The organism is Paenilisteria rustica (genome assembly GCF_013820765.1).
GTDB classification, from domain to species: Bacteria; Bacillota; Bacilli; order Lactobacillales; family Listeriaceae; genus Listeria_A; species Listeria_A rustica.
Window position 1 is genome coordinate 73327 of the sequence record NZ_JABJVM010000002.1, and the last position, 17866, is coordinate 91192.

The 17866-nt window shown below is 43.5% G+C and carries 20 protein-coding genes; 19 read left to right on the forward strand and 1 reads right to left on the reverse strand.

Annotated features, from left to right (window positions below; translation table 11 throughout):
• Positions 1-12: 12 nt before the first annotated feature.
• The 9 genes from rpmA to HPK16_RS02310 all read left to right on the forward strand — a co-directional run bounded on the left by rpmA (position 13) and on the right by HPK16_RS02310 (position 8994).
• Positions 13-303 (forward strand): 50S ribosomal protein L27, encoded by a 291-nt coding sequence (gene rpmA, locus HPK16_RS02270; protein ID WP_036066768.1) that lies wholly within the window; start codon positions 13-15, stop codon positions 301-303.
• Positions 304-817: 514 nt separating this feature from the next.
• Positions 818-1630, forward strand: coding sequence for an MIP/aquaporin family protein (locus HPK16_RS02275; RefSeq protein ID WP_181675407.1), 813 nt, complete (start codon positions 818-820; stop codon positions 1628-1630).
• 46 nt (positions 1631-1676) lie between these two features.
• Positions 1677-3170 carry a glycerol kinase GlpK gene (glpK, locus tag HPK16_RS02280; protein ID WP_181675408.1) on the forward strand — a complete coding sequence of 498 codons (1494 nt, stop codon included), beginning with the start codon at positions 1677-1679 and terminating at the stop codon, positions 3168-3170.
• Positions 3171-3804: 634 nt separating this feature from the next.
• On the forward strand, positions 3805-5094 hold the full coding sequence (gene obgE / locus HPK16_RS02285; RefSeq protein ID WP_181675409.1) for a GTPase ObgE: 1290 nt from the start codon (positions 3805-3807) through the stop codon (positions 5092-5094).
• A gap of 18 nt (positions 5095-5112) precedes the next feature.
• A complete protein-coding gene (gene pheA, locus HPK16_RS02290; RefSeq protein WP_181675410.1) occupies positions 5113-5970 on the forward strand; it encodes a prephenate dehydratase in 858 nt (285 codons plus the stop codon).
• A gap of 127 nt (positions 5971-6097) precedes the next feature.
• Positions 6098-6823, forward strand: a complete 726-nt coding sequence (locus tag HPK16_RS02295) for a YebC/PmpR family DNA-binding transcriptional regulator (protein WP_181675411.1) — start codon at positions 6098-6100, stop codon at positions 6821-6823.
• An 84-nt stretch (positions 6824-6907) separates the two neighbouring features.
• Positions 6908-7276, forward strand: coding sequence for a DUF4064 domain-containing protein (locus tag HPK16_RS02300; protein ID WP_181675412.1), 369 nt, complete (start codon positions 6908-6910; stop codon positions 7274-7276).
• Between the two features lie 562 nt (positions 7277-7838).
• Positions 7839-7979, forward strand: a complete 141-nt coding sequence (locus HPK16_RS02305; RefSeq protein ID WP_181675413.1) for a hypothetical protein — start codon at positions 7839-7841, stop codon at positions 7977-7979.
• A gap of 76 nt (positions 7980-8055) precedes the next feature.
• Positions 8056-8994 (forward strand): L-lactate dehydrogenase, encoded by a 939-nt coding sequence (locus HPK16_RS02310; protein WP_181675414.1) that lies wholly within the window; start codon positions 8056-8058, stop codon positions 8992-8994.
• 62 nt (positions 8995-9056) lie between these two features.
• Here the strand turns inward: HPK16_RS02310 and HPK16_RS02315 are convergent, their stop codons facing one another.
• A complete protein-coding gene (locus HPK16_RS02315; protein WP_181675415.1) occupies positions 9057-9194 on the reverse strand; it encodes a hypothetical protein in 138 nt (45 codons plus the stop codon).
• A gap of 158 nt (positions 9195-9352) precedes the next feature.
• Here HPK16_RS02315 and ruvA point away from each other — a divergent pair, with 158 nt between their 5' ends.
• The 10 genes from ruvA to HPK16_RS02365 all read left to right on the forward strand — a co-directional run bounded on the left by ruvA (position 9353) and on the right by HPK16_RS02365 (position 17860).
• Positions 9353-9955 (forward strand): Holliday junction branch migration protein RuvA, encoded by a 603-nt coding sequence (gene ruvA / locus HPK16_RS02320; RefSeq protein ID WP_036079740.1) that lies wholly within the window; start codon positions 9353-9355, stop codon positions 9953-9955.
• An 18-nt stretch (positions 9956-9973) separates the two neighbouring features.
• Positions 9974-10975, forward strand: coding sequence for a Holliday junction branch migration DNA helicase RuvB (ruvB, locus tag HPK16_RS02325; protein WP_181675416.1), 1002 nt, complete (start codon positions 9974-9976; stop codon positions 10973-10975).
• Between the two features lie 14 nt (positions 10976-10989).
• On the forward strand, positions 10990-12021 hold the full coding sequence (gene queA / locus HPK16_RS02330) for a tRNA preQ1(34) S-adenosylmethionine ribosyltransferase-isomerase QueA (protein ID WP_181675417.1): 1032 nt from the start codon (positions 10990-10992) through the stop codon (positions 12019-12021).
• An 87-nt stretch (positions 12022-12108) separates the two neighbouring features.
• Positions 12109-13248 carry a tRNA guanosine(34) transglycosylase Tgt gene (gene tgt, locus HPK16_RS02335; protein ID WP_036089440.1) on the forward strand — a complete coding sequence of 380 codons (1140 nt, stop codon included), beginning with the start codon at positions 12109-12111 and terminating at the stop codon, positions 13246-13248.
• A gap of 34 nt (positions 13249-13282) precedes the next feature.
• Positions 13283-13609 (forward strand): preprotein translocase subunit YajC, encoded by a 327-nt coding sequence (gene yajC, locus HPK16_RS02340; RefSeq protein WP_051999329.1) that lies wholly within the window; start codon positions 13283-13285, stop codon positions 13607-13609.
• A 247-nt stretch (positions 13610-13856) separates the two neighbouring features.
• A complete protein-coding gene (locus HPK16_RS02345; protein WP_425487912.1) occupies positions 13857-14138 on the forward strand; it encodes a post-transcriptional regulator in 282 nt (93 codons plus the stop codon).
• 70 nt (positions 14139-14208) lie between these two features.
• Entirely contained in the window at positions 14209-16470 is a 2262-nt protein-coding gene (gene secDF / locus HPK16_RS02350) for a protein translocase subunit SecDF (protein ID WP_181675419.1), read from the forward strand.
• A 135-nt stretch (positions 16471-16605) separates the two neighbouring features.
• Positions 16606-16863 carry a hypothetical protein gene (locus HPK16_RS02355; protein ID WP_181675420.1) on the forward strand — a complete coding sequence of 86 codons (258 nt, stop codon included), beginning with the start codon at positions 16606-16608 and terminating at the stop codon, positions 16861-16863.
• Positions 16864-16951: 88 nt separating this feature from the next.
• Positions 16952-17515: a hypothetical protein gene (locus HPK16_RS02360; protein WP_181675421.1), complete on the forward strand. Its 564-nt coding sequence runs from the start codon at positions 16952-16954 to the stop codon at positions 17513-17515.
• A 15-nt stretch (positions 17516-17530) separates the two neighbouring features.
• A complete protein-coding gene (locus tag HPK16_RS02365) occupies positions 17531-17860 on the forward strand; it encodes a LapA family protein (RefSeq protein ID WP_181675422.1) in 330 nt (109 codons plus the stop codon).
• The last annotated feature ends 6 nt before the right edge of the window (positions 17861-17866 follow it).

Consider the following 17866-nt stretch of genomic DNA (forward strand, 5'->3'; position numbering starts at 1 on the left):
GGTGGAATTTTCATGTTAAAATTTGATATTCAACATTTTGCCCATAAAAAAGGCGGTGGTTCTACATCCAATGGACGTGACTCCGAGTCGAAACGCTTAGGTGCTAAACGCGCTGATGGCCAATTCGTGACTGGTGGGTCTATCCTTTACCGTCAACGTGGGACAAAAATTTATCCTGGAACTAACGTTGGACGCGGCGGCGACGATACTCTTTTCGCTAAAGCAGACGGCATCGTACGTTTTGAACGTATGGGTCGCGACAAGAAAAAAGTTAGTGTTTATCCAGTAGCACAAGAAGCATAATATGACGAGAGATCCTTCTTTGAGGGGTCTCTTTTGTTGTTGGGGCTGTTTGAACAAAGTGAATTACAGCCCCAATATAAGCGCGAGCAAAGCGAGCGGTTAATCCTTCGTGAGCGTTTGAACAGCCAGATGCCCGGCTTGTAGCCCGAAGCACCTAACTACTCTTCCGTAAATCCTTAAGCAACTCCAAAACCCAATTCTCCACCAAAATCATGTTTACCGGCCGTATCTGTTAGGGTATAGTCCATAGACAAGTGCAATAAAACACAAGCAACCTTATGGGCGAAAGGGTTGACAGCGTTTTCTTGATATGATTTAATAGCTTTAAGTTAATAAATTTGTCAGGAGAAGAGATGACAATCAAAACGTCTATAAGTCTGCTTTTATGCAGTGCTTAGTTTTGGTTGTCATTCTTTTTTTGAAATAAATGAAGAAAAGGTTTACGGGCGATAAGTAACAAGGGGCGTGTTACGTTGCGGTGTCTAGACCAAAAAATCAAAAGGAGTTGGAATAAATGGACACAAGTATTGGCACACAATTTTTAGGAGAATTATTAGGAACGATGATCTTGGTATTATTCGGTGGCGGCGTCGTGGCGGGCGTTTCACTAAAGGGGTCAAAAGCGGAGGCAGGTGGCTGGGTTGTTGTCACGATTGCTTGGGGCTTAGCGGTTACAATGGGTGTTTATGTTTCCGGTTACATGAGTTTGGCGCATTTAAATCCAGCGGTAACAATCGGAATGGCGTTAACTGGTAATTTCCCTTGGGCGGATGTTTTTCCATACATATCTGCGCAGTTTATCGGTGCATTTATCGGTGCAACGCTTGTCTGGCTTCACTATTACCCACATTGGAAAAAAACAGAAGACAAACCTACAAAATTAGGCGTATTCTCAACGGCACCAGCGATTCGTCATTACACATCGAATTTTTTCGGTGAGGCATTAGGTACTTTTGTTCTGGTTTTTGGACTCTTATCGATTGGGGCTAACAGTTTCTCAGATGGTTTAAATCCATTAGTTGTTGGTGGGCTCATCATTGTTATCGGGATGTCACTTGGTGGAACGACTGGTTATGCGATTAATCCGGCGCGTGACCTCGGACCTCGTATTGCGCATTTTGTTTGGCCGATTGCTGGAAAAGGTGGATCGGATTGGTCTTACTCGTGGGTTCCTGTTTTAGGACCGATTGTTGGTGGGGCGCTTGGTGGACTAGGTTATAACGCGATTATTAAAGAGGATTTCGGAATTTGGTTATGGATTTTCCTTGCTGTATTCCTTGTGATTTTACTATTCACGATGCAACTTGATAAAAAGCAAAAAGCGTGACAAAATTTGAAAAAATGACATACTTATTTTGAAGGGGGAATTTTAGATGGAGAAAAAATATATTTTAGCGTTAGATCAAGGTACGACTAGTTCAAGAGCGATGATTGTAGATGAGACGGGCGAAATTATCGGTGTGGAACAGAAGGAATTCGAGCAAATTTTTCCGAAGCCAGGTTGGGTGGAGCATAATGCGAATGAAATCTGGGCGTCGATTTTAGCGGTTATCGCGGGTGTGTTACTGAAAACGAATATTTCATCGAAGGATATTGCGGGGATTGGTATCACGAATCAACGCGAGACGACGGTGGTATGGGAGAAAGAATCGGGAAACCCGGTTTATAATGCGATTGTTTGGCAATCTCGTCAAACGGCGGATATTTGTAATCAGTTGAAAGAGGACGGTTACAATGATATCGTTCGCGACAAAACCGGATTATTGATTGATGCGTACTTTGCGGGAACGAAAGCTCGTTGGATTTTAGATCATGTGGATGGTGCGCAGGAACGCGCGGAAAATGGTGAATTGCTGTTTGGAACCATCGATACGTGGCTAGTTTGGAAGTTGACTGGTGGGAAGGCGCATGTGACGGATTATTCGAATGCTTCGCGGACGCTTTTATACAATATCTATGATTTGCAGTGGGACGATGAATTGCTTGAGATGTTGAATATTCCAAAAGTGATGCTACCAGAAGTTCGTCAATCTTCGGAGGTGTATGGCACGACTGTACCGTATCATTTCTTTGGTGAAGAGGTTCCGGTTGCGGGGATTGCGGGTGACCAGCAGGCGGCGTTGTTCGGACAAGGTTGCTTTGAAAAAGGCGAGGCAAAAAATACGTATGGCACGGGTTGTTTCTTATTAATGAATACCGGAGACAAAGCGGTTAAATCGGATACGGGATTGCTGACAACACTTGCGTGGGGCATTGATGGAAAAGTAGAATATGCACTGGAAGGTAGTATTTTCGTTGCTGGTTCTGCGATTCAGTGGTTACGTGATGGGATGCGGATGTTGCGCCATTCTGGAGATTCGGAAAATTATGCGTCTCGGATTGAGTCATCGGATGGTGTGTACGTTGTTCCTGCGTTCGTAGGTTTAGGAGCGCCTTATTGGGATTCTGACGTGCGTGGTGCGGTATTTGGCTTGACGCGTGGAACGGAGAAAGAGCAGTTTATTCGTGCGACACTTGAATCCTTGGCTTATCAAACAAAAGATGTGTTGGACGCAATGGAAAAAGATTCAGGCATCGAGTTGAAGTTGCTACATGTGGATGGCGGAGCGTGTGCCAACGATTTCCTTATGCAATTCCAAGCGGATATTCTAGATGTACCAGTAGAACGTCCTGAAAATCGCGAAACAACAGTACTCGGCGCCGCATTCCTAGCAGGCTTAGCAGTGGGCGTTTGGAAAGATAAGAGTGAGATTAAGAAACACTGGAAATTGGATAAGAAATTCGAAGTTAAGATGAAAGAGGAAGAACGAGCAGAATTATATGGCGGTTGGAAGAAAGCAGTGAAAGCGGCGCAAGCTTTTAAATAAGAAGTGCTGAAACGGCCCGTTCAACTCTGACAAAAACTGGAGCGGCCGCAGGAAAAAGCCGCTCTTGCTTTTTGTAGAGGGCGTGAAGTTTTCTAGGAGTTGGCCGTTGAAGCTGGATCCAAAGAAGTGCTGAAACGGCCCGTTAGAATCGAAAAAAATTGTTAGGGGCCGCAGTGAAAACCCGCACTTGGTTTTTGCGGAGGGCACGAAATTTTCGAGAGTCTGGCCGTTGAAGCCGGATCCGGAGGCGCCGAGCATGACTCAGAGCGAGGAACGAATACTCCCCATGTTCGCACTCATATTGAGGCTCTAAGGAAATACAGAACATTTCCTAAGAATCACAACAAAGCTGAAACGGCCCGAGCTAAAGGAAGACAGTTTCACTAGGTTCTACTGCATATTGAGGTTCTAAAAAAGCAAACGACGCTTTCCAAGAACCACACAAGCTAGATCCGAAAAGGCGCCAAATATGACGCCATATACATGAGAGAAGAGTCTAAACCTGTAAAGTGGATTTAGGCTCTTTCGTATGAAAAAATCCACCCAACCATAAAATATTTTCGAAAAAGGATGACTATGCAAGTAAAGTTCGTTATAATGAACAGATGATATAAAATTGGACGGGAGAATGATTATGTTTATAGATCAAGTTAAGATATATGTAAGAGCTGGTGATGGTGGAGATGGAATGGTTGCATTTCGCCGAGAAAAGTTTGTTCCAAATGGTGGACCGGCTGGCGGTGACGGTGGTAATGGTGGCGATGTTGTTTTTGAAGTAGATGAAGGTTTACGTACATTGATCGATTTCCGTTATCAGCGCCGTTTTAAAGCGGAGCGTGGCGAGCATGGTATGAGTAAAAGTATGCATGGACGTGGTGCGGATGATTTAATTATAAAAGTACCACAAGGAACAGTTGTATCGGATGTTGATACAGGCGAAGTTATCGCGGATTTAGTGGCGCATGGTCAACAGGCAGTTATTGCGAAAGCTGGTCGTGGTGGACGTGGAAATAAACGTTTTGCAACGTCGGCGAATCCGGCTCCAGAATTATCGGAGAATGGTGAACCAGGGCAAGAGCGTTCGATCCAATTAGAGTTGAAAGTATTGGCGGATGTTGGCTTAGTAGGTTTCCCAAGTGTTGGTAAATCGACATTGTTATCTGTTGTTTCTGCGGCTCGTCCGAAGATTGCGGCATACCATTTTACAACGATTGTGCCTAATTTAGGGATGGTGGATACGGGGGATAGTCGTAGTTTTGTTATGGCTGATTTGCCTGGTTTGATTGAGGGTGCTAGCCAAGGTGTTGGTCTAGGACATCAATTCTTGCGCCACATTGAGCGGACGCGTGTTATTGTGCATGTGATTGACATGTCGGTGTCAGAAGGTCGCGATCCGTATGATGATTATTTAGCGATTAATAATGAGTTAGAACAATATAATTTACGTTTGATGGAGCGTCCGCAGATTATCGTTGCGAACAAGATGGATGTGGAAGGTGCTGACGAACAGTTAGAAATTTTTAAAGGGAAGCTAAAAGAAGAGATTCCGATTTTCCCGATTTCGGCTGTAACGCAAACGGGTCTGAATCCGTTGTTGCTTACGATTGCGGATAAACTGGAAACGACGGCAGAATTCCCGCTTGATGAGTTGCTTGAAAAAGAAGAAGAGGAAACGGTTCTTTATAAATACCAAGCTGAGGCGCCTGATTTCGAAATTACGCGTGATCCAGATGGTACGTATGTGCTTAGTGGTGAGAAATTAGAACGGCTATTTGCGATGACGAATTTTGAGCGTGATGCTTCGATTCAACGATTCTCTCGTCAACTGCGTGCGATGGGTGTCGATGATGCGCTTCGTAAACGTGGTGCGAAAGATGGCGAAACGATTCGTTTGTTTGATTTCGAGTTTGAATTCATCGATTAATAAAGGGGTGGCATTTTTATGAAGGTTGGTTACTTGGGGCCTGTTGCGACATTCACGCATTCAGCAGCGATTAGCGCTTTTCCAGATGGGGAAGCGGTCGCTTATGCAACGATTCCGGATTGCATTATGGCGATTGAAAAAGGAAAAGTGGATGTGGCGGTTGTTCCGATTGAGAATACGCTTGAAGGAACGGTTAATATTACGCTAGATTATTTATTTCATATTTCGAGCGTGCCGATTGTGGCGGAGATTGTCGTCCCGATTGCGCAACATCTCATGGTTCACCCAAATAATGAAGCTACCTGGAAATCTGTCCAAAAAGTGATGTCGCATCCTCAAGCAATTGCGCAGTGTCATACGTTCTTGCAAACGGAACTGTACGGTGTGGAGCGCGAAACGACCCCTTCAACGGCTTATGCTGCGGAATGGGTAAGCAAACATCCGGATGAGCTAGTTGCGGCTATCGCGCCTTATATGGCGGCTGACGAGTATGGACTTACAATCGTTCAAGAAAATGCGCAGGATATCGAGCTTAATCAGACGCGGTTTGTCGTTTTAAGTCGAAATCCAGTGCGTATCGCTTTGCCTGATCGCGAGGAAGAGAAGACTTCGGTCAGCGTTATTTTACCGAATAACATGCCGGGGGCGCTTCATAAAGTGTTGGCAACGTTCGCTTGGCGCAATATCGATATGAGCAAAATTGAATCCAGACCGTTAAAAACATCGCTGGGAGAGTATTTCTTTTTGATTGATTTACTTTCTGATGGTGAGGCAAAATTAGTCCAGAATGCTCTGGAAGAAATCGCTTTGCTTGGTGGGAAAACGCGGGAGTTGGGAACGTATCATGTCTATCGTCTTCCTGTGAAGATGAAATAATACATTTAGAATCACGCCTAACCAGTTAAAATCGGTTGCGCGTGATTTTTTGCATACCGTTTTCATTGAAGTTTCATGCGAACTAGGCTAGACTTTTAAGTAATAAGTTTAAGGGAGTGTAGTGATTATGGCAGGGCATTCGAAGTGGAAGAATATTCAAGGGCGTAAAAATGCGCAGGACTCTAAACGGGCAAAAGTTTTTCAGAAGTTGGCGAAGGAAATTTTTGTGGCAGCGAAGGGTGGAGCGGATATTGCTACCAATGCGTCGTTGCGGCTTGTGGTGGATAAGGCGAAAGCGGTTAATATGCCGAATGATAACATTAAGCGGGCGATCGACAAGGCGGCTGGAAATACGAGCGGGGAACATTATGATGAGATTACATATGAGGGTTATGGACCTGGCGGAATCGCGGTTTTAGTGCACACGCTGACGGATAATCGGAATCGGACGTCGACGAATGTGCGTGTGGCGTTTAATAAGAATGGTGGTAGCCTTGGCGAGACGGGAAGTGTCGCTTACATGTTTGATCGAAAAGGCTATATTGTGATTGAGCGTGGGGGCTTAGAAGTGGATGAAGATACATTTATGCTAGAGGCGATTGAGGCTGGGGCGGATGATGTGGAGCTGAGTGAGGAAGCTTTTGAGGTTTATACGGAGGCAAGTGCTTTTACAGCTGTGAAGGATGCGCTTAGTGAGGCGGGATATGCGTTTGCTACGGCAGAATTATCGATGATTCCTCAAGTTGTGAATGAAGTTCCTGATGATAAAAAGGAGCAGTTTGAGCGAATGATTGATGCACTAGAGGACGACGATGATGTGCAGGAAGTTTATACGAATGCGGATGGATTTTGAGTAGCTTTACAGCGCTCAGATATTAGTGTAATCTTGTTTTAGAGGCTTGGAGCTTTTAAAATTGTGAATGAGAAGGAGATTTTAATGACTAGAACAGCAGAATTTGTGTTGGGATTAATTGGCGGGATTACGGGTGTGATTGCATCCATAGTAACGATTGTGTTTGGTTTCTTTATGGTTGGTATTGCCGCGATTATGCCAGAAGATGTGTGGAGTGGGCTTTTTAGCTTTGGTATGATGGGCCTGGGTGTGTTAGTATTTTTCATGTCTGGTTTTGCCATTGTTGCGGCCTGTATGATCAAATCGAACCCGAAAGCTTGGGGAATCGGATTGATTATCGTCGGAGGAGTTGGATTTATTCTGATTCAACTGTTATGGATCGTCCCAGGCGCGTTATTACTCATTTCAGGCATTATGTGCGTGTCTCGTAAACCGCCGTATGAAGATTTTTAACTAGCAGAGGCTTATAAAGACTTAGTTTCACACAAAACAAGCAAGATATCGCGAAACTTTAAACCCTTATTTTCGGGTAGGACGTAAATCTTGCGTTACACAAATCGAGCGAAAGCGTTTGTATTCAGGAAGTTTGGTGGAATGAGGATGGCAAACTCATTCCATTTTTTTGCATATTGAGGTTCTAATTCGCTTTGCTTCAAACAACCACAACAAAGCGGAGTGTACGACTTGTACATGATGACTGAAAGTAGGGAGGGAGTCGTATCCCCGACCATGCGAGAAGTTAAGCGTAGCAGAACCATAAAGTTTACCACGGCCTCATTCCAAGTTTCCTGAAGGATCGCCTATTCGCGATGCTCATAGGCATGTTGAGGCTGTAACTCATTTCATTTCGAACAGCCCCAACAATGCGAACGCTTTTCGCCGATTTACTTTTGGTATACTCTAGACTTAGGTTTTTGTGTCAAAATTGTAAGGTGGATGTCATCTGAATCACGGGAAAGCTGATCATTTTATTGGTAAAATGGGTTTATAAATAAGGTGAATGGAGCGGATGAAGATGAAAAAATTAGTTGTGACGGGTACGGTTTTAGGAACTTTATTGTTAGGTTTGAGTGGCTATTTCGTGTATCAAGTGCAGGACGTTGTGGTTGGAACGAGTTCGCCTCAATTGGAAATGTTGCAAACTGTGCAAAAATAGTACGCTGATTACTTTCTTTTCGAGCTGTTTCTGTGTAAAATAAGGGCAAGAATCGTGTGAGGAAGGATTGGTTCATTTGAAACCTAGAAAAGTAATGATTATTGGTGCTGGGAATGTTGGTTCAGCGGCGGCGCATGCTTTTGTGAATCAGAATATTTGTGAGGAATTAATTCTCGTTGACTTGAATACGGAGCGCGTGGAGGGCCATCGTAAGGATTTAGCGGATGCGGCGGCTTTTACGCATGGCATGATGAAAATAAGCGTACGTGAGGCGAAGGACTGCCGTGATATTGATATTGCGGTAATAACGGTGACGGCGGGGGCTTTGAAAGAGGGGCAAACCCGATTGGATGAGCTGAAAAGTACGTCGCGCATTATTGCGAATATTGTTCCCGAAATGATGGGCAATGGTTTTGAGGGGATTTTTTTAGTGGCAGCGAACCCTGTTGATATTATTACGTATCAGGTGTGGCAGCTTTCTGGATTGCCAAGGCATCGGGTGCTCGGTACGGGGGTTTGGTTGGATACGACAAGGTTGCGTCGCTTGTTATCGGAGCAATTGGATGTGGCGCCGCAGAGTATTGATGCGTTTGTGCTCGGGGAACATGGTGATTCGCAATTTCCAGTTTGGTCGCATTCGTCGGTGTACGGGAAGTCGATTAACGCTTATAGTAAAGAGAAGTTTGGAACGGAATTTGATTTGAAGGAAATTGGTGACCGTGCGCGGGATACTGGTTTTGAAATATATCATCAAAAAGGCTGCACGGAATATGGTATTGCTGGAACGATTGTGGAAATTTGTCGCAATATTTTTAGTGGTAGTCATCGTGCCTTGGCGGTTTCTTGTGTGCTCGATGGGGAATACGGAAAACGTGGGATTGCTATCGGAGTGCCAGCTGTTCTAGCGCAGGATGGGGTCAAGGAAATCATTGAGTTATCATTGAATGAATTGGAACAAGAGCAATTTGATGCGTCTGCGGCTGTGATTGCAGAGAATATTACGCATTTGGGGTAAAAAAAGAACGGCTTACAAGCATCTGTCTTTCGCGTTTAGACGGATATTTGTAAGTCGTTTTCTTATTTTTCTTCTTTCTTTAACTGTTTTAGTTTTTGATTGATATGGTGATTGGTCACGGATGTGTTTGCGGGGCTGCCGGTGGATGCGATTATATTTAGTAATTTTTTCAGGGTTGTCGTGATTGTTTTTTCTGACATGGTTATCACCTCGTATACTTATTGTATGCGGTTTCTTGGCTTGAAGCAAGTTGGAACGGGATAAAATGTCGTAAACAATGATTTGTGGTAGTACAAATGTTCTTTTTTATGCTATCATGGAGGGAGTGAATTTATTTTTAGATGGAGGGGCATTTTCTTTGTATGAATATATAAAAGGTACGGTGACGGATATTTCTCCGGAGTATATTGTGATTGAGACGGGTCACATTGGTTATCAAATTATTACTGGGAATCCTTTTTCTTTCTCGAGTTTAGAGGGGAAGGAGACCAAGGTTTATTTATATCAACATGTGCGTGAGGATAATATTTCCTTGTTTGGTTTTCAGACTTCCGAAGAGCGTTATTTATTTAAGAAATTGCTTGGCGTGTCTGGAATTGGGCCGAAAAGTGCGCTGGCGATTATTGCTGCGGGCGATCCTGTTCCACTTATTTCGGCGATTGAAGCGGAAGATGACGTGTATTTGACGAAGTTTCCGAGCGTTGGGAAAAAGACGGCGCGCCAGATTATTTTGGATTTAAAAGGGAAGCTTGCGGATGTGGCGGCAGATCAGATTACGGTTCAAAAGGCGACGAAGGACATTTCCGATGGGCTACCGCCAGCGCTTGAGGAGGCAGTTTTGGCACTCGAGGCACTTGGTTATAGTACGCGGGAACTCAAAAAAGTATTGCCGAAATTGGAAAAAGAAGTGTTGACGAGCAATGATTATATTAAATTGGCGCTTCAGCTCATGACGAAATAAGGATAGGGGGAATGTGATATGGAAGACCGCATCATTTCTGGTGAAAACGTGAATCAAGAAGAAGTTTCCTTCGAGAAAAGTCTCCGCCCACAGACCTTAGCGCAATATATTGGGCAAGAAAAAGTGAAGCATAATTTGGAGGTTTTTATTGAGGCGGCGAAACAGCGGGAAGAGGCGCTGGATCATGTGCTTTTATACGGGCCACCGGGGCTGGGGAAGACGACGCTTGCGATGGTGATTGCGAATGAAATGGGAACAGCGATGCGCACGACGAGTGGTCCTGCGATTGAGCGTCCTGGTGACTTGGCGACGATTTTGACGACGCTTGAACCGGGGGATGTGCTGTTTATTGATGAGATTCATCGATTGAACCGCTCGATTGAGGAGATTCTATATCCAGCGATGGAGGATTATTGTTTGGATATTGTGATTGGGACGGGTCCTACGGCGCGTTCGGTGCGCTTGGATTTACCGCCATTTACATTGATTGGCGCGACGACGCGTGCGGGGCAGTTATCAGCGCCTTTGCGTGACCGGTTTGGCGTGATTGATCATTTGGAATTTTATTCGGAGGAGCAGTTGACGGAAATCGTGACGCGGACGGCGGATATTTTGGATACGGAAGTCGAGAAATATGGCGCGGTGGAGATTGCGAGACGGTCGCGTGGGACACCTCGGATTGCGAACCGGTTGCTAAAACGAGTGCGTGATTTTGCGCAAGTTCGTAGTGATGGCTTGGTGACGGAAAGTTTGGCGCGTGAGGCGTTGACGCTGCTCCAAGTGGATCCGCGTGGTTTGGATACGATTGATCAGCGTTTGCTGGCGACTATTATTGGCTCGTTTCGTGGTGGGCCGGTTGGCTTGGATACGATTGCGGCGAGTATTGGCGAGGAACGTGAAACGATTGAAGATATGCAAGAACCATATTTGTTACAGATTGGCTTTTTGCAGCGGACGCCACGTGGGAGACTGGTGACGGATGCAGCTTATGAGCATTTAGGATTAACGAAAAGTGAATGAAAAGGTGTGTCGGAATGAGAGTAGAGGATTTTGATTTTGAATTACCAGAGGAATTAATCGCGCAGACGCCATTGCTTGATCGGACGTCTAGTCGCTTGATGTTATTGAATAAGGAAACGGGTGTTATCGAGGACAAGCATTTTCCTGCGATTTTGGAGCATTTGGATGCGGGTGATGCGCTTGTTTTGAACGATACGCGTGTGTTGCCGGCTCGACTCCACGGGGAAAAAGCGGAAACAGGTGCGCATATCGAAGTTTTACTGTTGAAACAGACAGAAGGCGATGCTTGGGAAACGCTTGTGAAACCGGCAAAACGGATTCGTAAAGGGATGCGTATTGTGTTTGGCGATGGCGAACTTTCGGCGGTTTGTTTGGAAGAATTGGAACACGGTGGCCGTATTTTGCAATTTGAGTATAGCGGTATTTTCTATGAGATTTTAGAACGTTTGGGCGAGATGCCTTTGCCTCCGTATATCAAGGAGCAATTGGCTGACCAAGATCGTTACCAAACTGTTTTTGCGCGTGAAAATGGTTCTGCGGCGGCGCCAACAGCTGGGTTGCATTTCACGGAAGACTTGCTTGATCAGGTGCGTGCAAAAGGTGTGAAAGTGGTATTTTTGACGCTTCATGTTGGGTTGGGAACGTTCCGGCCAGTGGATGTGGAAGATACGGCTAATCACAAAATGCATTCGGAATTTTACTGTTTGACGGTGGAAGCTGCGCAGGAATTAAATGATGTGAAAGCGGCTGGTGGCAAGGTGGTAGCTGTGGGAACGACATCGATTCGGACATTGGAAACCATTGCGTCAAAATTTGATGGGAAACTGCAAGAAGACAGTGGTTGGACGGAGATTTTTATTTCGCCAGGCTACACGTTTAAAGCGGTGGATGCCTTGATTACGAATTTCCATTTGCCGAAGTCGACGCTTATCATGTTGGTTAGTGCGCTTGCGGATCGCGAAAAAATTATGACGGCTTATGAACACGCGGTTGCGCAGAAATATCGCTTCTTTAGTTTCGGCGATGCGATGTTTATTTATGCTTAATTTATTTTTTTGCTAGAAAAGACTTGTTTTTCGGTGCTTTTTTAGATATGCTATGATTTGGATATCACAAATAGAAAGAGGTAGAAAATGGCTGCGATTACCTATGAACTAATAAAAACTGATAAGCAAACAGGCGCCCGTCTAGGCAAAATTCATACGCCGCACGGTTCTTTTGATACGCCTATGTTTATGCCGGTGGGGACGCTTGCGACAGTTAAAACGATGTCTCCAGAGGAACTAAAAGCAATGGGCTCAGGCATTATTTTGAGCAATACGTATCACTTATGGCTACGACCTGGTGAGGATTTGATTGAGGAAGCTGGTGGTCTTCACAAATTTATGAACTGGGATCAGGCGATTTTGACGGATTCTGGCGGTTACCAAGTGTTTAGCTTGAGCGATATGCGTGATATTAAGGAAGAAGGCGTGCATTTCCGCAATCATTTGAACGGAGATAAGCTGTTCCTTTCACCTGAAAAAGCGATTCAAATTCAAAACTCGTTAGGGTCGGACATTATGATGTCGTTTGACGAATGTCCGCCATATCCAGCAACACATGACTACATGAAGAAATCGATTGAAAGGACGTCTCGTTGGGCTGAACGTGGTTTGAAAGCGCACGCTCGTCCGCATGACCAAGGTCTTTTTGGAATTGTGCAAGGTGGTTCGTATAAAGATTTACGTGAGCAAAGTGCGCGTGATCTTGTATCAATGGATTTTCCTGGTTATTCGATTGGCGGATTGTCTGTTGGTGAGCCAAAAGATATTATGAATGAAGTGTTGGAGTATACGACGCCATTATTACCGGCGAATAAACCGCGTTATTTGATGGGTGTAGGTTCGCCTGACGCGCTGATTGACGGCGTGATTCGTGGGATTGATATGTTTGATTGCGTGCTTCCAACGCGTATTGCGAGAAATGGTACATGTATGACAAGTAAAGGTCGGTTAGTTGTTCGAAACGCCAAATTTGCGCGTGATTTCCGTCCGATTGATGAAGCTTGTGATTGCTACACATGCAAAAATTACTCGCGTGCCTACATTCGACATTTGATTCGTTGTGATGAAACTTTTGGAATTAGGCTTACTACTTATCATAATCTACATTTTCTGTTAAACTTAATGGAGCAGGTTCGTGGCGCAATTATGAACGACCGACTTGCTGATTTCCGGGAAGAATTTTTTGAGCAGTATGGCCTTAATGGTCCGAATGCGAAAAATTTCTAATATAGAATAAAAATGAAAGGAGCTGAATAAACACATGGCAATGTTAATACCGTTATTATTAATGATCGTATTGTTCTACTTCTTGCTTATCCGTCCACAACAAAAACGTCAAAAAGAAGTAACATCAATGCAAAGTGGTCTATCTAAAGGCGATAAAATCATTACTATCGGAGGATTGCACGGAACAGTCGTAGCAATTGAAGATGGCAATATTGTACTTGATTGTGCTGGTAGTGAACTAACTTTTGATCGCAATGCAGTTCGTACTGTTTTAGCGAAAGCAGACGCAGTTGAGGAAGAAGTAGTGGAAGCGGAAGTTGAAGAAGTAACAACAACGGAAGTGGATACTGAGAAAAAATAAGTTTACTTTTTGAAAAAAACAAGCCGTGGATTAAATTCCTTGTAGCGGCTTGTTTTTTCTTGTAGATATATGGGTATATAGAAATATCGCCAAGCAAGAAAAGTTACATTTTATAGGTTCAATATAATCGTTTTGTGAGTAGGCTGGAAATAAAGATTTGGCTTTTTTGGAGATTATGCTTCCCATTTACTTCATAATTAGATAAAATGAATCTATGTTGTTTGAAAAAGAAGGTGTGAGAATGAGGATGGGATCCGACAAAGAATGGTATGACCAGTTAGAAACAGCAATTTTAATTCGCGTAGAAGATTTTCAATTGATGGGTTACCGCGAAATCAAAGCGGAACATATTTGGTCTTTTTTGGTTGAAGTTGTTTGGAAGGATCAAGAGGACCCGCGTTTGCATCAGCGCATTCACGACATTTTACAAATGAAGATAGCATCATTAATGGACTTTATTACCATGGGACCACCGGGTGAAGCGAAGAAGGAAGATACTTCATTGCAACTAACGGAGGGTCAAGAGTAGCATTCTACATAGCGTAATGGCGCCTACAAAGGTGTCTGTTGTTAGTAGATGAGGGAGGAATTAGAAAGAAATGATAAAGAAAAGTAAAATAATTACATTTTTCCTGATTGTAGCAATTATTTTTGGAACGGTTATTTTTACTGTAAAACCTGTTCTAGATAAGATTAATCTCGGTCTAGATTTGCAAGGTGGTTTCGAGGTTCTCTACCAAGTGAAACCTGCTGATGGAAAAAGTAAAGTAACAGATGACGTAATGAAAGAAACCGTGGCAACGCTCGATCAGCGGATTAATGCCTTGGGTGTAAACGAGCCGGTCATCACGATTGAAAGTGGTAATCGTATTCGTGTACAACTAGCGGGTGTAACCGATCAAAATGAAGCACGAAAAATTCTATCTACACAAGCAGTCTTATCGTTCCGTGATGCTAACGATAAACTGATGATGGATGGTAGTGATCTTGTACCTGGCAGCGCGAAAGCTGTCACAAACGACAAAAACCAAGCAATTGTTACATTGGAACTAAAAAGCAAAGATAAATTTGCGAATGTAACGAAAACAATTGCAGCGAAAGCGCCTGATAACCAGTTAGTCATTTGGCTAGATTGGAAAGAAGGCTTGAAGTACAAAACAGAGCGTGTGAAAGAAAATCCAGCATACTTATCTGCTCCAAACGTAGATCGTGAGTTGGATACGAAGAAAGTTGAGATTTCCGGTAGTTTTACGATGGATTCTGCGAAAGAACTTGCGAATCTATTAAATTCTGGTGCGCTACCTGTTAAATTGACAGAAGTTTATTCTACATCGGTTGGCGCGCAATTTGGTCAAGATGCGTTGTCTGAAACTGTTTTAGCTGGATTAATCGGTGTTATTGCTATCTTTATCTTCATGATGGCTGTATATCGTTTACCAGGTATTATTGCCTCTATTACGCTTGTGGCATACACATATATCGTATTGCTTATTCTAGGATTGTTAAATGCAACCCTTACACTACCAGGTATTGCCGGGTTAATTCTTGGTATTGGTATGGCGGTAGATGCCAATGTTATTACCTACGAGCGGATAAGGGAAGAACTCAAGGTTGGTAAATCCACGAAGACAGCCTTCGATACAGGTGGGAAAGAATCTTTCAGAGCTATCTTTGATGGAAACATTTCGACGCTGATCGTTGCTGGGGTTCTTTTCTACTTCGGAACAAGTTCTATTAAAGGTTTCGCGACGGTTCTGATTATTAGTATCTTGGTAAGTTTCTTGACTGCTGTTTGGGGTTCAAGAGCGCTTATGGGACTTCTAGTAAGCAGTAACGCGTTGAATAATAAGCCTGGTTTGTTTGCTGTTCGACGTAAAGATATTCATGATTTACATGAAGGTAAGCAGACATTTGATTTGAAAACGCATTTTGATAAGTATGATTTTGTGAAACATCATCGTGCTTTCCTAACCACGTTCACAGTTATTGTGGTAGTTGGGATAGTGATATTATCGATATTCAAGCTAAATCTAGGTATTGATTTTGCGAGTGGTACGCGTGCGGAGGTCACTTCGAAGCAACCGCTAACGGAGCAAATGATTGACAAAGATTTGAAAGAAATCGATATGCCTTCTGAGGATGTCACGTTCCAAAATAATAATAAGACCGCTGTTATCAGCTATAAAGGAGCGCTAACGCAAGACGAAGTGGCTAAATTTAAAACACACTTCACGAAAGCGTATGGTGAGGAACCTAATATTAGTACGGTAACGCCGACTGTTGGACAGGAACTTGCGAAGGATGGATTATGGGCGCTTGCCATTGCCTCGATACTGATTGTGGTTTATATCGCTTTTCGTTTCGAGTTGTCAATGGGTGTCGCGACGATTCTGTCGTTACTATTTGACGCTTTCATGATCTTCATCTTCTTTAGTATCTTCCAGCTGGAGGTCGATCTGACATTTATTGCGGCGGTGCTGACCGTTATCGGTTACTCCATCAATGATACGATTGTTACGGCGGATAGGATTCGAGACGTTTCCTTCAAAATGGGACGCTTCAAAAAACCGGAAGATATCGCTTTTGCGGTTAACCATGGTTTACGTCAAACATTCATCCGTTCCATCAATACGATATTAACTGTATTATTCACGGTTATCGCGCTTATTATCTTTGGTAATGAGTCGATCCTGAACTTCTCGATTGCGCTATTAGTTGGATTAGTATCTAGTGTGTTCTCATCCATCTTCATGGCAATGCAATTGTGGTTCGTATTCAAGAAACGTGAGTTAAAGAAAAAAGGCGTTATTAATACGCAGAAGAAAAAGAAACGCGCAAGAACAGACCAACCAGTCGTATAATCTGTGGTAAGCGGATTTTCGGCAAGACTTAGCTAACGCGTCTAATGCCGAATGTTTATCTTATCTGAGATGTAAAAAATCAGGTGAGGTAGGCATTCGGCATTTTTTATTGAGAATAAGGAGTACGATGGGAACATGATTTGGCAGATAGTTGTGATAGCGATCGGTGTGGTGCTTTTTGTGCTCGGGTTGTTATATTCGAAGGACTGGCATAATGGTTGGTTAGATGGTGGTTGGCCTAGTTTTGATGGTTGGGATTCGTTTTTCTTTTCTATCATTGCAGGTGCGGTTGCGCTAATGTTGATGATTTTGCCATGGTATGTCATGAAGTCGCTACTTATTACTGGTGGTTTGGCGCTAGTCTATTGTGCGATTTGGGTATTTTCGTTTTAGGGGGATTTAGAATGCACAGAAGAAAGTATGTTAAGAAATAGGAAAATCGCTCGTCCTCAGATGATTTGAAAGAAATGAGGAGATTTTGATGGACAGAGAGATTTTATGTCGTGTGTTGAAAAATGCGATGAAAGCACAGACGATTTTGTATATTTATAATGATGCGACGAGTAAAGATGGACGGTATGGCGGTTTTGTCCAGTTGGTAACGAAGGATTACTTGGTGTTGCGGGTTGTTTCATCGCAGGCAAGAGCGGCTGGGTATTTGATTGCTAAACTAGATTTGATTTTTCGTGTCGATGCTGGTGGGCAGGATGATAAGCGAGCGGAGCGGTTGTATTATCTGAATCAGGAAAAGCATGATGATTTTGAGCTGAGTACGTTTGGGAATTTATTGGTGAATGTGCTGACATTGGCGATGGATCAGAAAATAGCGATTGCGGTGTTTTTGGATCAGGATGATGAGCGTGAGACGTTGAATGGTTATGTGCGCCATGTTGTGAAGGAACACATCGTGATGGATGATTTGGATAATGACGCGGAGTCTTACGGCGAGGTTCATTTTGAGTTGTCGGCGATTATTGATATACAGGTTGGTTCGCGTGATTTAGAGAATTTGATGTTGCTTTATGGGCAGCCGAAATGGGATTAAGGAGGAGATTTTAAGATGAAAGTACAATGGCAAGTAATTGTTGGGATTGTGTTGGCGATTGTGATTGCGATTTTTGCGGTGATAAATGTGGATGATGTGAAGGTGAATTTCTTGTTTGCTTATGTGGAGTGGCCGCTGATTTTAGTTATTTTGGGATCGGTTTTGATTGGCGGTTTGATTTTCTTCTGTCTGAATATTGTTCGTACGAATTCGATGAAGAAGCAAGTCAAGACGCTTGAAGCTGCGAAAAAGGAATTAGAACGTTCCCTAGCTGCGGAAAAATCGCGTAAAGTAAAAGTTTCGGAAGTAGAAGTTCCAGACAATGCGCCGAAACCGACTGTATGATGGAAA

Coding starts and splice junctions, on each gene's coding strand:
- rpmA (WP_036066768.1), top strand. CDS start 13: ATGTTAAAATTTGATATTCAACATTTTGCCCATAAAAAAGGCGGTGGT.
- HPK16_RS02275 (WP_181675407.1), top strand. CDS start 818: ATGGACACAAGTATTGGCACACAATTTTTAGGAGAATTATTAGGAACG.
- glpK (WP_181675408.1), top strand. CDS start 1,677: ATGGAGAAAAAATATATTTTAGCGTTAGATCAAGGTACGACTAGTTCA.
- obgE (WP_181675409.1), top strand. CDS start 3,805: ATGTTTATAGATCAAGTTAAGATATATGTAAGAGCTGGTGATGGTGGA.
- pheA (WP_181675410.1), top strand. CDS start 5,113: ATGAAGGTTGGTTACTTGGGGCCTGTTGCGACATTCACGCATTCAGCA.
- HPK16_RS02295 (WP_181675411.1), top strand. CDS start 6,098: ATGGCAGGGCATTCGAAGTGGAAGAATATTCAAGGGCGTAAAAATGCG.
- HPK16_RS02300 (WP_181675412.1), top strand. CDS start 6,908: ATGACTAGAACAGCAGAATTTGTGTTGGGATTAATTGGCGGGATTACG.
- HPK16_RS02305 (WP_181675413.1), top strand. CDS start 7,839: ATGAAAAAATTAGTTGTGACGGGTACGGTTTTAGGAACTTTATTGTTA.
- HPK16_RS02315 (WP_181675415.1), bottom strand. CDS start 9,194: ATGTCAGAAAAAACAATCACGACAACCCTGAAAAAATTACTAAATATA.
- ruvB (WP_181675416.1), top strand. CDS start 9,974: ATGGAAGACCGCATCATTTCTGGTGAAAACGTGAATCAAGAAGAAGTT.
- queA (WP_181675417.1), top strand. CDS start 10,990: ATGAGAGTAGAGGATTTTGATTTTGAATTACCAGAGGAATTAATCGCG.
- tgt (WP_036089440.1), top strand. CDS start 12,109: ATGGCTGCGATTACCTATGAACTAATAAAAACTGATAAGCAAACAGGC.
- yajC (WP_051999329.1), top strand. CDS start 13,283: ATGGCAATGTTAATACCGTTATTATTAATGATCGTATTGTTCTACTTC.
- HPK16_RS02345 (WP_425487912.1), top strand. CDS start 13,857: ATGGGATCCGACAAAGAATGGTATGACCAGTTAGAAACAGCAATTTTA.
- secDF (WP_181675419.1), top strand. CDS start 14,209: ATGATAAAGAAAAGTAAAATAATTACATTTTTCCTGATTGTAGCAATT.
- HPK16_RS02355 (WP_181675420.1), top strand. CDS start 16,606: ATGATTTGGCAGATAGTTGTGATAGCGATCGGTGTGGTGCTTTTTGTG.
- HPK16_RS02360 (WP_181675421.1), top strand. CDS start 16,952: ATGGACAGAGAGATTTTATGTCGTGTGTTGAAAAATGCGATGAAAGCA.
- HPK16_RS02365 (WP_181675422.1), top strand. CDS start 17,531: ATGAAAGTACAATGGCAAGTAATTGTTGGGATTGTGTTGGCGATTGTG.